Here is a 14,422-nt window from a genome sequence, read left to right on the forward strand (position 1 = left end):
ATACATTCTGAAGTATGACGAGCAAGCCCGGTGACGCGTTAGGCTTACCTTCAGTATATAAACATCAAATCATTTTTGCCTAACCTAATGTAAAGAAGTCTAAAGAAATTACACCAGGTATCATGAGCATATCGGAAAAGAAAAAGGCGGCTTTAGCGCCGCCTTTTTACTTAGCTTGCCTGCGAAGAGGCATCTTCTATCCCAGGTAACGGCTCAGGCAACTGAGGGGCAAAACCACGCAGACCCACCACGTGAACGTGTTCGGTATTCTGGAAGACTTTACGCACCAGTTTGTAGGTTGTGCCTTTCTCCGGGCTGATATTTTCCGGCGCAGCAATAATCAGCTGCATCTGCAAACGCTCGCACAGTTCAAACAGGGTTGCGATGGAGCGGGCATCGAGTCGTGCGGCTTCATCAAGGAACAACAGGCGGCATGGCGAGATATCTTTCCCACGCAGTCTACGACCTTCATCTTCCCAGCTTTGAACAACCATCACGAGGATTGACATCCCGGTACCGATCGCTTCCCCTGTGGACAGCGCGCCCGATTCGGCACGCAGCCAACCGTCAGAACCACGGTTAACCTCAACTTCCATTTCCAGGTAGTTGCGGTAGTCGAGCAGTTCTTCACCAATGGTTTGCGGCGTACGCTGTCCCATGTCGATCTGCGGATTAAGACGCTGATACAACTTCGCCAGCGCTTCAGAGAAGGTCAGACGGTTGCTGTTAAACAGGTCCTGATGCTGTTCATGCTGCTCGGACAGGACATCCAACAAAGTAGCGTGCGTTTCTCGCACGTTTACGTTCAGACGAACGCTGTTTACCTGACCAAACGACACGCTTTGCAGACCCTGGTTCAACATACGAATACGGTTCTGTTCACGCTGAATCGTCTTACGAATAATATTCGCCACGCTGCGAGAGCTGATAGCCAGCTTCTGTTCACGGGAGGTTAACTCTTCCGTCAGACGGCTCAATTCAATCTCCATCTGCTCGATGGCTTCGACCGGATCGTCGGTACGGATAATATCCTGGCGAATACGTTCACGCAGATGCTGGTAAACCGCGACAAAAAACTGAATTTTACGTTCTGGACGTTTGGGATCTTCAGACATGCGCAGCACATCGCGCAAATGTTCGTTATCCGCAACGGCCAGACGCAGCGCGCCGAGCGCCTTATCCGACATCGAGCGCAGTTCATCACCGGACAGATACGCCAACTCGCGACGGTGCAGACGGCGCTCAACGCCGTTGTCTTTCACCATCCGCATGACTGCACACCAGCCGGCTTTGGCGGTAACTACCTGCTCGCGCATTTCATGATAATCACGTTCCAGCTTGCGCAGTCTGCGGGTCAGGTTTTCCATCTCCGCTTCGCAGAAGGTCAGTGCTTTCTCAAGTTGGTTGCGGCGTGCACGGTTGTTGCTGAGCTGCGCATGCAGTTCGTCACGACGGATACGCGCACGCTCTTCAGCGCCGCTGTCTGCGCGAACGCCGATATCCTGCAATTCGCGTTGTAAATCGTTAAGCAGCTCTTTCTTGGTGTCGTAGGAGCTTTTCAGCGAGGCCATAACCTGATTGTACTGGCTCAACTGCGCGGCGTGACTGCGCAACGCTTCACGGGCGCGGGTACGTTCAGCTTCCGCCTGTTCCAGACGTTCACGCAGTTTCTCATTCAGATCGCTGTTGCCGCTCAGCATTTCGGCGGAGTCGGAATAGCTAAAGTGCGCCCGGCGCTGAACGACTTCAGTGAGTGCAAAGGCCTGCTGGCGTGCATCACGCTGCGTCTGCTGAGAATACGCGTAGTCTTCTTTCAGCTGTTCAAACTGCTCCGGGTCATTTTGCAGAACGGAAACCATCGGCTCCAGCTTGGCTAACTGATTGCCGTGCTGCTGCACAAAACGCGCCGCTTCCTGGGCTTCATCCAGACGTTCGCGAATTTCGTCCACACGATCGGCCAGCGTGTCATCCGCCAGCAGATTCAAACGCGGCAGCAGGCGGTTAAGAGCAGAAACCCCCTCTTTCGCCTGTTCAAACTGCGTGCGGCTTTGCTGATTATCATTTTCATGGTTGGTCAGCGCACGTTCGAGTTCAACGCGACGGCTGTTCAACTGACGAATTTCGGCTTCCGGATCGGCCTCAAACGCCACCGACAGATGGCTGCCGATAAAGCGGCTAAACGCCTGGTGCAGACGTTGGGTTTTCTGGACGTCAAAAGAGAGCGTTGCAAAACGTTCAGACAGCCCCTCACGCTCGGCGTGTAGCGTTTCGATGCGGCTTTCACGCGCGGCACGACCAAAAATCGGCACCGTTGGGAAGCGGGAGTAACGCCACTGGCGCTCGGCGGTTTTCACCACCACCGCTTTTTCCAGCTCATCGACACTGAAAACGCTGTCATCAAACGACTGCGGATCCCCTTCGATGAAGTAGAGGTCTTCCGGGCAATCCGTCAGCCCATCAAGTTGCTCAGTAATCAGCGACAGATCCGGCACCACGATGGCATGACGCGAAGGACCGTAAAGCGCAGAGAAGTACGGCGCATCTTCAAGGCTAACATCGTCATAGATTTCAGACAGCAACACGCCGCCGAAGCGTTCTGCCAGCGCGTTCAGACGCTGATCTTCCGCCCCGCCCGGCTGGCTTAGACGTTCAATCTCTTCATCAACTGCATTTTTACGCGCGCCGACTTCATCACGCTCAACAATGGCTTCACGCTCGCGCTCCAGCAACTGTTGCAGGTACTCGGTGACGTCCTGGCTGGAGGTAAATTCTTCGCCACACTGTTCGCTAAGCTGGTTCAGGCTATTTTGCGCGGCCAGCCAGACCGGCGCGCGTTGCATCAAATGCTGGATACGAGACTGCAACTGCTCCTGCTCCTGGCGCAACGTCATACGTTGTTCGCTGGCAGAAGAGACGCTGTCCGACAAGGCGGCGATACGCGCTTCCAGCTCCTGGTGCAGTGCTTCCAGCTCATCGATATCGAACTGTTTACCCTGACGCTTGCAGAATTCAGCCAGCAGACGCTCGGCTTCCTGCTGTTCGCGCAAACGCTGTTCCAGCTCGCTCAAACGCATGCGCAATGGCTGAACCTGTTCCGCCAGGTGGCGCTGTTCAACACCTTCGCGCAGCAGCTCACGTGCGACGCCCCAGGCATCACCACGTGCCAGTGGGCCGTTGATAGCCGCCACCAGCTGATAAGCCTGCTCGAACTGACTGTGCGCGGTTTGTGCCACGCTCATTTTTTGTTCCAGCGTCAGCAGTTTTTCAGTGGCTTCCTGCTCTTTCGCCTGGAACGTCTCCAGCCATTCGGCAGCACTGTCGGGCGTCAGATCCGGTAAGTGACAGAGCTCTTTCGCCCGATTTAGCGCCTGAATCGCCTGAGTGTACTGGATGGCGCGCGTTTGCTGAACGTCCAGCGCCTGCTGGTAATCGGCAAGCTGGCTTTTCAGCTCATCCACTTCCAGTTCGGCGGCTTCCGCGCGGGCTTCGTTTTCATCCTGGCGGTCAACGGCTTCCGCGACCACCTCATTTTGTTCTTCGAGACGAACCTGCAGTTCTTCGAGATCCGCTTCGTAGCGTTCAATTTTTTCCTGCTGACGCAGCGCGGTTTGCACCAGATTCAGGTGATCGCTTGCCGCCTGATAATCCGCTTCCAGATCGCCTTCCGCGCCGTTATGCTCGCCCAGTTCACGCGCCATATCCACGTGCTTGTACTGCTCTGCGGCCAACTGCTTGCGTGAGGTATGCAGCTCACGACGATATTCCAGCGCTTTATCAAGATGGATACGACGTTCGTTGGCGTGGCGCATATAATCCGCAGCCACATAGTTGGTCGCTTCGCTGATCAAATGCTTAAACAGGTCACGATCTGACTGGGTGACGCGAATCGCTTCCAGCGTCATGCGGTTTTCACGTAGCGCCGCTTCCATATCCTGGAACGCTTTACGCACGCCGCCGTTTTCCGGCAGCAGGTAGTCACGCAGCGAGCGGGTAATGGCGCTGGAAATACCGCCGTACAGTGAGGCTTCAATCAGGCGATAGAATTTACTACGGTCAGAGGCAGAGCGCAGACGACGGGCGATGATCCCCAGATCGAACATCAACGAGTGATAATCGGTGATTGAGTTAAACTGCTTAAACTGCACACCTTCCATCTCATCAAGCTTCTCTTTCAGCTCTGCGAGAGACAGAACGCGAGCCTGGCGTTCGTTCAGGGTTTCCGTAACCAGTTGGGTTGGCTGCACCGACATCGGCAACCCCTGAATCGCAAACGGCTTGATGTCCACTTTACGATCGCGCCCGGCAACCTGCTGCAGACGCACGCCGACGACCACACGCTGATGGCGCGAGTTGAGCACGTCAAGCATTGAGTAACAGACACCTGCTTTCAGCTTACCGTGCAGGCCTTTATCACGTGAGCCGCTGGTTGCACCGGCTTCGGTGGTGTTACGGAAATGCAGCAGAGTCAAGTCAGGGATGAGCGCCGTAACAAATGCCGCCATGGTAGTGGATTTACCCGCACCGTTACCGCCGGACAGCGTGGTAACCAGTTCATCAAGGTCAAACGTACGGGCAAAAAAACCATTCCAGTTAATCAGCGTAAGTGAGCGAAATTTACCGCGTTCAATCATTATTCTTCTTCTCCACTGTCCGGCTGATTATCTTCTGGCTCATCGTTAAGCTGCAGGCGGTTCTCGACCGGCATCGCTTCGCCATCACGAATCAAGCGACGCTGCGCTTCGCGCGGATCGTCACCGCTGCGTACATCCGCGCCAAAGCGGAAGACTGATTCCGTAATACGGAATTTGCTGCTGTCATGACCCATAAACCATACCATGCCTAAGCGGCGGAGACGGTTTAGCGAAGAACGAACCTTTTCCTGGAGTTTCTGGCGATCAACGTCCGAACCGGTTGAACGGTTGTTCACCAGCTTCAGCAGTTTGGCTTCATCCGCCAGCGTTAATAGCTCGTCATACAGCTCTTGCTGGGTAAAAATCCCTTCGTTCGCCAGGCGTTCCGGGCTGAGATAGAGATAGCAAAGAATTTTACCGACCATCATATCCAGTTCAGACAGAACCGAACGGGGAATGAGCGTCGTTGAACGTGGACGAAGGTAGAAGAACCCTTCCGGGGCACGGATCAATTCCACGTTATAGCGGCTGTAAAACTCTTCAAAATATTCCTGAAAATCCATCAGGAAGGCATGATTATCCAGTTCATCCAGGCCGATATGGCGACCCGAACGTAAAGCGCTATCCAGCGCTGGAAATAACGGATTCGCCAGCGCCTGCGCCAGCTTTACCGGCATCACTTGTTCAATATTTGTCAATGACATGCGCCTGTACCTTGGCTCCGTAATCATTAATCGGCTGCCATTTCGCGGGCAGTCCGGTGAAGTCTGCTTGCGCTACGCCAAGACGTACCGCCTGATCAATAACAATACGCGCTACGTCGAAGTGACGCGCACGTGGGTATTGCGCCAGATACTCGCGCACGACCAATCCGAGATCCAGTGGCGTTTGTCTGGATTTATAGATAGCCAACTGCTCTTCGATAATTGCCGCCAGCTGTTCGCGGATCTCGTTAAATTCTTCATATTCCAGATCGGCGGGCAACTCGCCGGTGACCTCTTCATCACGCAGCACCATCTCTTCGTCGCGCATATCCAGTAGACGATCGGCGTTGGCATAGGTCAGCGCCCACGGATCGTCAAAGTAGGTCTGCACGGACTGGCGCAGACGCTGGGCAAAGACGCGGTTTTTGTCCATATCGATCGCGGTACGGATAAACTTGTGCACGTGACGATCGTAACCGATCCACAAATCGATGGATTGCTGACCCCAGCTGATAATGCGATCGAGCTTGCTTTGTAAGTCAAACACCAACCGGTCGACAAAATGCAGATCGTCATGTGCCATCGTCGCATCCTGAATGCGTAACAGGTTCGCCTGGAGCTTATCCCCTGCCGCTTCCAGCGTATCCTGCAGCTCACGCAGCGTACCAGACGTTTCAGACAGCAGCATTTCACAGCTGGAAATTGCCGCCCGCCAGTCCTTATTCAGCAACTGTGCGATATCGTCTTTTACCTGCTGCTGCTGCTCATCCATAATGCGCTGAGTCAAATCAATACTGTCGAAAATTTCCGCTACCGAATACTTCAATGGCGCATAGACGTTGCGGTGCCAGTGGAATTCATCACCACCTTCCGCGGCGGCATCTGCCGCACGCTTCAGCTCACCAGCAACAATCGACAACTGCATCGACAAACGCAATGTAGAGAATTCGCGCTGACGAATATAGTAATCCGTGATGCCAATTCCCAGCGGCGTTAAACGATAAATAGCGTTACCTTCCGCCTGCTCGCTGGTAAAGCGGTTCAGCAGACGTTGACGTACCATGTCGTTAATCGCGTTATTGGCGCGAACACCGATGGTTTCGCTGGTTTGCTCAAACGCATCACTCACATGGCGGAACGCATCCACCAGCTCGCCTTCACTCATCTCACCGTCAAGTCGCTCACCGTTCAGCGTGGCTACCGCCAGCAGGAACGAAAGTCTGTCTACCGGCAGAGAAATGGAGAAGTCATTTTTTCTGGCCCAGGCAACCAGTTCGGGGACTGTCTGGGAAAATTCACTCATAGGTTATCCTTGCATCTGCGGTTTGCGCGCGGTGACATGAATATAGCGGCCAAGGCTGATATACGGTTCCTGGCGGCAATAGCGCGTTTCTAACTCAAGTAACATTTCATAACCGTCACGCTGTTGATGCTTATCTCGCAGATAATCATGAAACACGCGTACGCCTGTCTTACCGGTTATCTGCCAACCGATCTCTTCCAGCCACTGATAAACCTGTCCTGGTTCACGCGGATAGTCTGGTGAAAGCGTACGTTTTTTACGTTTTGGCATCCCAACCTGCACATAGTCGAAATTCCCTGCGACCATGTTGTGCATCAGCAGACCGTTAGCATTGTAGAACATTAACGATAACGCGCCGCCGGGACGTAATACCGACCACAGGGTTTGCAGCACGCAAACCGGTTCGGCCACCCATTCCAGCACAGCATGAAACAATATCAGATCAACCGGGCTTTCCAAATGCGCAGCAACATCCTGAGCGGCGCATTGTATGAAATGCATGTTTCCGCTCACACCTTTTGCCTCTGCTGCCTGTTGCGCACGGGCGATCATCTCACCGGACAGGTCGCATAATGTCACGAAGTGACCGCGCTCCGCCATTTTGATGGCCGTTTGCCCTTCGCCCCCCCCAGCATCCAGAATATGTAATTTCTGTTCACCGAGCGTGGGCAGTAGGCGATCCAAATCCTGCCAGAGAATAGCCTGTCTTAATTGACCTTTGGTGGTGCCGTAAATGTTACGGGAAAACTTCTCTGCAATGTCATCAAAATTGCGATCCCGCATCGGGCTCTCCACAGGCTGGCTTTAGGGCGACTAAGTAAAACCGCTATTTTGTCACACCCACGCCGAGAATGAACCTTCCTGGTGTAATATCCCTGCAGATCCCCTGCTGTATGGTTAAAAAAGGAACCAAAAAGGATGCTTTTTACGCTGAAGAAAGTGATTGGCGGTATGATGCTGCCGCTTCCGTTGATGCTGCTTGTGATGGGCATCGGCCTGGGGTTAATCTGGTTTAGCCGCTTTCAGAAAACGGGGAAAGTGTGTATTAGTCTGAGTTGGCTGGCGCTGTTACTTCTTAGTTTGCAGCCCGTCGCCGATAGCCTGTTGAAACCGCTTGAGGATAGTTATCCAACCTGGCAGGATAGGCAAAAAGTGGAGTACATTGTGGTGTTGGGTGGCGGATATACCTGGAATCCGCAGTGGGCGCCGAGTTCAAACCTGATCAACAACAGCCTTCCACGTCTGAATGAAGGTATTCGCCTATGGCGCGCAAACCCGGGATCGAAGCTTATCTTTACCGGCGCTGCCGCAAAGACCAATAATGTCAGCACGGCTGAAGCTGGCGCTCGCGTGGCGCAGTCGCTGGGCGTCCCCCGCAGCGAGATCATTACGCTGGATAAACCTAAAGATACCGAAGAAGAAGCGACCGCAGTGAAACAGGCCATTGGCGATGCGCCGTTCCTGCTGGTGACATCCGCATCGCACTTACCGCGTGCGATGATTTTCTTCCAGCAGGCCGGACTGTATCCTTTGCCTGCACCCGCCAATCAACTGGCCATCGATTCCCCACTCAATCCGTGGGAGCGGGCAATCCCTTCGCCTGTCTGGCTGATGCATAGCGATCGTGTTGGTTACGAAACGTTGGGGCGCATCTGGCAGTGGCTAAAAGGTTCAGGCGAGCCACGGCAGCAGTGATTTCGTTGCCAGGTCAAAGTTGGAACGATTAAAACGTCCGGTATTGACCAGTTGCGCAACCTCATCCCATAACACATACAACCAGCGCCGCCAGATGAACGACTCCGCCACTGGCGCGCGCTGCAGGTATTGCCATAGCAGGCTTTCCGCCAGCGCATTATCCATTAAGCGGAACAGTTCATATTCCCTCGGCGCCCACAACATCAACCCAGGCCCCACCATCGCCAGAAGCTGATCGCTACGGGCGTCTTTAAGCATACTGCGTAAGCTGAAATTACCGTGGATCAGCACACAGTTATCATTGAATCCTTCAAATAAAGCGGGCAAACACTCACGGGTGCGAAACAGGATCCGTTTGTCCTGCATCGTCAGCCCGGTATTGTTGAACTGACTTAGCGTAGTCCACAGCACCTCTACTCGCTGACGATACCAGGATGGCCAGATATTCTCTTGCGTGTTATCCACCATTCCCACACAGCCGCGGCTATCCTGCCGATGCCATGAAAGCAGACCTTCTACAATCTGATCCTTTAAATGTTCCCAGCGTTCGGGCGTTCTGGCAGGCGCTTCTACCGGCACACCGCGTAAACGCTCAAGCAACAGGACATCAGGGCCGGGATGCTCTTCGTGCGTTAAGACACCATAAATGACTGGCATACGCACCGTCCCGCTGCGTGCCAGCATGGTGGTTTTCCATGCTAACTGCTGCGCCATCCCCGGTGTGGTGAAACTTCTCGCCATCAGTGGCATCGGATTTCCCTGGCTGTCATACAGTGACCACAGAGCCGTATCCACTTTTTCATTTACGCATTCAATACGACTGAGTTTTTCACCCAGCAGATGGCTGAGTTCGGCACGCAACTGTTCCATTTCAGATTGCCCTCATAAATGCTACTGCTTTCATAATGAGCGTCGTGCAGACAGATGTCACCCGGATGAGATCAATTGATGAAAAGAAAAGTGGAGGAAAAGCGTAACGATACGATACGCCTCCCAAAAATACGCGTCATACTTCAAGCTGCAGGTGAGTCAAGCCTCCTGCAACTTAAATTATTCAGCGTATCTTAATGGAGAATCGTGAGAAAAACTAAGGCATCTCAGCGCGAACACGCTCAAGATCTTCAGCGGTATCAACCCCTGTGCCAGGAACTTCCTTAGCAACGGCGACGTGAATTTTTTCGCCGTACCACAGCACACGCAGTTGCTCCAGCATTTCAATATGCTCAAGCGGACTCGGCTGCCAGTTTACATAACGGCGAATAAATCCGGCGCGATAACCGTAAATGCCCAGGTGACGCAGGAAAGTATCGCCCACCGTTTCGAGGCTTTTGGCGAAACGGTCGCGATCCCACGGAATGGTCGCGCGTGAAAAATAGAGCGCATAACCTTCGGCATCCAGCACAACTTTTACCGCATTCGGATTAAATGCCTCTTCCGCGCTGTGAATCGGGGCTGCAAGGGTCGCCATACCAACCTGGCGCTGCGCCAGATTCTCAGCGACCTGGCGAATAATGACCGCCGGGATCATCGGCTCATCACCCTGTACGTTCACGATAACGGTATCATCGCTAAAACCACATTTCTCGACAACTTCCGCCAGTCGCTCCGTGCCAGACTGGTGATCGGCACGTGTCATGCACACTTCGCCACCCACCGCTTCTACCGCACGAGCGACATCTTCATGATCGGTAGCAACAATAATACGCTCAGCGCCAGATTCACGCGCTCGCTCCAGCACATGCACAATCATGGGCTTGCCGTTGATATCCAGCAGCGGCTTACCCGGTAAACGTGTGGACGCATAACGCGCAGGAATAATGACCACAAAACTCATGATTTACTCTCATCAGCAGTCAGAACACGGGCTTCGGTTTCCAGCAAAACTGGAATGCCATCGCGCAGTGGGAAAGCAAGGTTATCCAGTTTACAAATCAGTTCCTGTTTTTCCTGGTTAAACCAGAGTTTGCCATTGCATACCGGGCAGGCAATGATTTCAAGCAGACGATGATCCATAGTTCCTCCAGATGGACCGGATTGTGAATCCGTAAATATTAACATAATCAATTAAGAGGCTGGGTCTATTTCCCAACCGTGCCGGGAGTCAGCAAATAAACCGTCCGGGCAATTCCCCAATGTCACTCGCGTCGCCTGCTGCCAGCGAGCAAAATCACTGATGGCCTGGAGCAAGCCTTTTTGCAGAGTAACCCCTGGTTTGATGCCATCCTGCAACCACAGCGAAATAACCTCCAGCACGCCGGTTTTACGGTGCATTTTGGCGTCCATGCGCCCAACTAACTGCCCGCGATACAGCAGCGGCAAGACGAAATAACCATACTGACGTTTGGGCGCTGGCGTATAGCATTCCAGTCGGTAGCTAAAATCAAACAGCTGTTCTGCCCGTTTACGATCCCAGACCACCGGATCAAACGGGGATAAAACAGCGCTGTGGGTGGCAGTCAACTTTCCCGCCAGAGCAAGTTCCAGTTGCGGCTGAAGGTGGCTATGCAGCCACAAGGTGCCCAGCCCTTCTACATCAACAGGAATTATATGTCGCTGTTCCCTTCGCATATCGCACCAGTTTTTTAACGCCGGACGCTTCAGGCGATAGTAGTCCGCCAGCCACTGCTCACGGAAAATACCCAAACTACGGGCGCTGTTATCCAGCATCACAATTTCGGCTTCATCCTGCGACAGCCGGTCACGCTCGTCATCCCAATGAGGCATGACGCGATGCGTTAAATCATACACTCGCTGAAAATTACGCCGCTCCACCACCATCACTTTCCCGGATGTAAAAAGCCCTTCCAGATGCCGCTTTTGTGGTTTCCATTCCCACCAGCCGCTGGCACCCTTACGCGAATGCTCGAAATCGGCTGAACGTACCGGCCCGTTATGCTGGATATGCTGCAACAGTTGCTCTATTTCATGAGCATGTTCTTTCATCCACGCCGCTTTGTATTTCCAGCCCATTTTTTCCGGAGCCAACATACGATGGCGTATCAGCGTAAAGTCGCTGCGCGGTAAAAAACAGGCTTCATGCGCCCAATACTCCATCAGTTCGCCCTGCATTAAGGAGTCATCGAGCCATTGGGGGGAATAGTCGCCCAAACGACTAAACAGCACCAGATAGGGGCTGCGCGCGACAATATTGATGGTATCGATTTGCAGTAACGACATGCGCGAAATGGTGGGAAGAATATCTGCAGGCGTTGCCCGACGGCGTGTTTTTTTCAGCAGCCCCTGGGCAGCAAGGTGAAGATGACGGGCATCCGTCAGAGAAAGACGCGGCAACAACATTTATGGCCTCATAAATGATTCGCTGCCGCAGCGTGAATCAGTCAGCGAGTCAGCGAGATTAAGCTATCCAGCAACGCATCAGGCCGTTCGCCTGACAGATGTGCGTCAACGGGTAAATACCACCAGTTATCATCGGCAAATGCGCGGCATTTCACGGCATCTTTTTCCGTCATCACCAGCGTTTGTCCTTCGGCTAACAACGCACTGACGTCACTGTAGGTCAGAGACTGATGGTCCGCCAGTGCGACACATTTTTGTGGCCTGGCGCCACATGCCTCAAGCGTGGCAAAAAAACGGGGGGGATGGCCGATACCCGCCATGGCGACAATATCAGGCAGTTGCGCGACATCGCGGCGTTCACCAGTACGTAAATTAACGGCCAGCCCAGGCTCAAGATGCATGGGAATTTCACCCGGTCGCGCCACACCGCCATTAACGATCGTGGCATCCACCGATTTCAGCCGACCCGCACGCTCACGCATTGGGCCCGCAGGGAGCCACCAGCCGTTACCAAACCGACGAACACCGTCAATCACCACGATTTCCACATCACGTGCCAGACGATAGTGCTGTAACCCATCGTCTGTCACAATAATCTGCACATCATGGTGAGCAAGGATCGCTTTTACCGCATCCGATCTTACCGGAGATACCGCTACGGGTACGCCGGTACGTTGAAAGATAAGCACAGGCTCATCACCCGCTTCTGCGCTAGTAGTGTCTGCTGTTAGCAATAGCGGATAAGTCGCCGCTTTCCCGCCATAGCCACGAGACACTACGCCCACACGAATACCGCGTTGCTGCAGCTGTTCAACCAGCCAGATGACTACCGGTGTTTTACCATTGCCGCCTGCGGTAAGATTGCCGACCACCACCACCGGTACTGGCGCACGCCATGCACGTTTAAGCCCAAGCTTGTAGCATAGACGAATCCCGCCACTCACCAGACCATACAGCCAGGAAAGTGGCAATAATAATCGCCACAACGGCGATTCACCGGACCAGATACGTGCGATCATTGACCAAATTGCATTTTATGTAATTGTGCATAAACCCCACGCTGCTCAAGCAGTTCGCTATGGGTTCCGCGCTCAACAATCAGCCCGTCTTCTACCACGATGATCTCATCCGCCTGTTCAATGGTAGAAAGGCGGTGAGCAATAACCAGAGAGGTACGGTTTTTCTGTAGCTCATCAAGTGCAGACTGAATCGCGCGTTCGGATTCGGTATCCAGCGCCGACGTAGCTTCATCGAGGATCAGGATCGGACTGTCGCGCAGCAAGGCGCGAGCAATGGCGATACGCTGGCGCTGACCACCTGAAAGCAGCACGCCGTTTTCGCCAATCACCGTATCCAGACCATCATCCATCTTGTTGATGAAATCCATGGCGTAGGCCATCTGCGCAGCTTTTTCGATCTGCTCACGGCTATACATATCGGTACGCGCGTAGGCAATATTGTTGGCAACCGTATCATTGAACAGGTGAACGTTCTGCGATACCAGCGCCACCTGATCGCGCAGAGATGACAGGGTGTATTCACGCAGGTCGTGCCCATCCATCAGAATCTGCCCTTCATCGATATCGTAGAAGCGCGTGATCAGGCTGGCGATAGTGGATTTACCCGAACCAGAACGTCCAACCAGGGCAACGGTTTTGCCCGCCGGAATATTCAGGTTGATGTTACGTAACGCAGGAATGTCACGGCCCGGGTAGGTAAAGGTCACATTACGGAACTCCAGATCGCCGGTCGCACGTTCGATAACGCGTTTACCTTCATCTTTTTCCTGTTCGCTATCCAGAATGGTAAATAAAGTCTGGCACGCCGCCATACCGCGCTGGAACTGCGCGTTGACGTTAGTCAGCGATTTTAACGGACGCATCAGCGCAATCATTGAGGAGAAGACAACGGTGATTGTCCCTGCCGTCAGGTTTTCCATTACGCTTGGGAAGCTGGCCGCATATAACACGAAGGCCAGAGCCAGAGACGCAATCAGCTGGATGATAGGGTCAGAGATAGAAGAGGCGGAAACCATCTTCATACCCTGCAGACGCATCTTGTTGCTGACTTTGTCAAAACGCTTGGTTTCAACTTCCTGACCACCAAAAATCAAAACTTCTTTGTGGCCTTTCAGCATCTGCTCCGCACTGGTTGTCACCTGCCCCATGGTGTTTTGCATGTTTTTACTGATGCTACGAAAACGCCTGGAGACCACTCGAATGGCCACCGATACGATGGGCGCCAGCACAATCAGGATCAATGACAGCTGCCAACTGTAGTAGAACATCATGATAAACAGGCCAATAATTGAGGCCCCTTCACGTACCACAGTGATCAATGCGCCGGAAGACGAAGACGCGACCTGCTCGGAATCATAGGTAATACGTGATAGCAACGTGCCTGTAGACTGTTTATCAAAAAAGGCGACAGGCATGCCCATCATATGACCAAACAGGCGGCGACGCATGGTCATGACCACTTTACCTGACACCCATGAAATGCAGTAGCTGGAGACATAGCTCGTAATACCGCGAACTATCATTAGCCCAATGACCACCAGAGGCATCCACAGCAGCACAGAGCGATCAGTTTTACCAAAACCATCATCCAGTAATGGCTTGAGGAGCGATAACATGAAGGTATCGCTGGCCGCGTTAAGGACTAACGCTATACCCGCCACGATCAGACCCGATTTAAAAGGCGCTATGGTTGGCCATAGTCGGCGAAACGTCTGCCACGTAGAGAGATCTTTATCGTTATGCATTCAAAAAACCAGCATTTGTTAGAATAGC

11 protein-coding genes are annotated in these 14,422 nt (G+C 53.2%); 1 reads left to right on the forward strand and 10 read right to left on the reverse strand.

All coding sequences use genetic code 11. The features are described 5' to 3' along the window. Positions 1 to 170: 170 nt before the first annotated feature. From mukB to cmoM, 4 genes are read right to left on the reverse strand one after another with little or no spacing between them, the layout of a single operon-like run. A complete protein-coding gene (gene mukB / locus IB196_RS14555) occupies positions 171 to 4,631 on the reverse strand; it encodes a chromosome partition protein MukB (RefSeq protein ID WP_040231813.1) in 4,461 nt (1,486 codons plus the stop codon). Continuing rightward, positions 4,631 to 5,335, reverse strand: coding sequence for a chromosome partition protein MukE (gene mukE / locus IB196_RS14560; RefSeq protein WP_005123548.1), 705 nt, complete (start codon positions 5,333 to 5,335; stop codon positions 4,631 to 4,633). The genes mukB and mukE overlap by 1 nt, the downstream gene beginning before the upstream one ends. Then, the gene (gene mukF, locus IB196_RS14565) at positions 5,316 to 6,638 is read right to left on the reverse strand and encodes a chromosome partition protein MukF (protein ID WP_005123549.1); all 1,323 of its coding nucleotides are present in this window, start codon (positions 6,636 to 6,638) and stop codon (positions 5,316 to 5,318) included. Before mukF ends, mukE begins: the two co-directional genes overlap by 20 nt. Before the next feature lie 3 nt (positions 6,639 to 6,641). Beyond that, positions 6,642 to 7,421, reverse strand: a complete 780-nt coding sequence (gene cmoM / locus IB196_RS14570) for a tRNA uridine 5-oxyacetic acid(34) methyltransferase CmoM (RefSeq protein WP_040231810.1) — start codon at positions 7,419 to 7,421, stop codon at positions 6,642 to 6,644. A 135-nt stretch (positions 7,422 to 7,556) separates the two neighbouring features. Here cmoM and elyC point away from each other — a divergent pair, with 135 nt between their 5' ends. Then, positions 7,557 to 8,333: an envelope biogenesis factor ElyC gene (elyC, locus tag IB196_RS14575; protein ID WP_149691725.1), complete on the forward strand. Its 777-nt coding sequence runs from the start codon at positions 7,557 to 7,559 to the stop codon at positions 8,331 to 8,333. Here the strand turns inward: elyC and IB196_RS14580 are convergent. From IB196_RS14580 to msbA, 6 genes are all read right to left on the reverse strand, one after another. Beyond that, positions 8,310 to 9,203 carry a YcbJ family phosphotransferase gene (locus IB196_RS14580; RefSeq protein WP_005123553.1) on the reverse strand — a complete coding sequence of 298 codons (894 nt, stop codon included), beginning with the start codon at positions 9,201 to 9,203 and terminating at the stop codon, positions 8,310 to 8,312. The genes elyC and IB196_RS14580 overlap by 24 nt on opposite strands. A 217-nt stretch (positions 9,204 to 9,420) precedes the next feature. Beyond that, a complete protein-coding gene (kdsB, locus tag IB196_RS14585) occupies positions 9,421 to 10,167 on the reverse strand; it encodes a 3-deoxy-manno-octulosonate cytidylyltransferase (RefSeq protein WP_005123554.1) in 747 nt (248 codons plus the stop codon). Beyond that, the gene (gene ycaR, locus IB196_RS14590; RefSeq protein ID WP_003035793.1) at positions 10,164 to 10,346 is read right to left on the reverse strand and encodes a protein YcaR; all 183 of its coding nucleotides are present in this window, start codon (positions 10,344 to 10,346) and stop codon (positions 10,164 to 10,166) included. The genes kdsB and ycaR overlap by 4 nt, the downstream gene beginning before the upstream one ends. 51 nt (positions 10,347 to 10,397) lie before the next feature. After that, on the reverse strand, positions 10,398 to 11,630 hold the full coding sequence (locus IB196_RS14595) for a winged helix-turn-helix domain-containing protein (protein ID WP_005123555.1): 1,233 nt from the start codon (positions 11,628 to 11,630) through the stop codon (positions 10,398 to 10,400). Between the two features lie 41 nt (positions 11,631 to 11,671). After that, entirely contained in the window at positions 11,672 to 12,649 is a 978-nt protein-coding gene (gene lpxK / locus IB196_RS14600) for a tetraacyldisaccharide 4'-kinase (RefSeq protein WP_005123557.1), read from the reverse strand. Further along, the gene (gene msbA, locus IB196_RS14605; RefSeq protein WP_005123558.1) at positions 12,646 to 14,394 is read right to left on the reverse strand and encodes a lipid A ABC transporter ATP-binding protein/permease MsbA; all 1,749 of its coding nucleotides are present in this window, start codon (positions 14,392 to 14,394) and stop codon (positions 12,646 to 12,648) included. The genes lpxK and msbA overlap by 4 nt, the downstream gene beginning before the upstream one ends. Positions 14,395 to 14,422 lie beyond the last annotated feature (28 nt).

Origin of the sequence: Citrobacter sp. C6_1 (assembly GCF_014596835.2) — a bacterium.
Classification (GTDB): Bacteria; Pseudomonadota; Gammaproteobacteria; order Enterobacterales; family Enterobacteriaceae; genus Citrobacter; species Citrobacter pasteurii.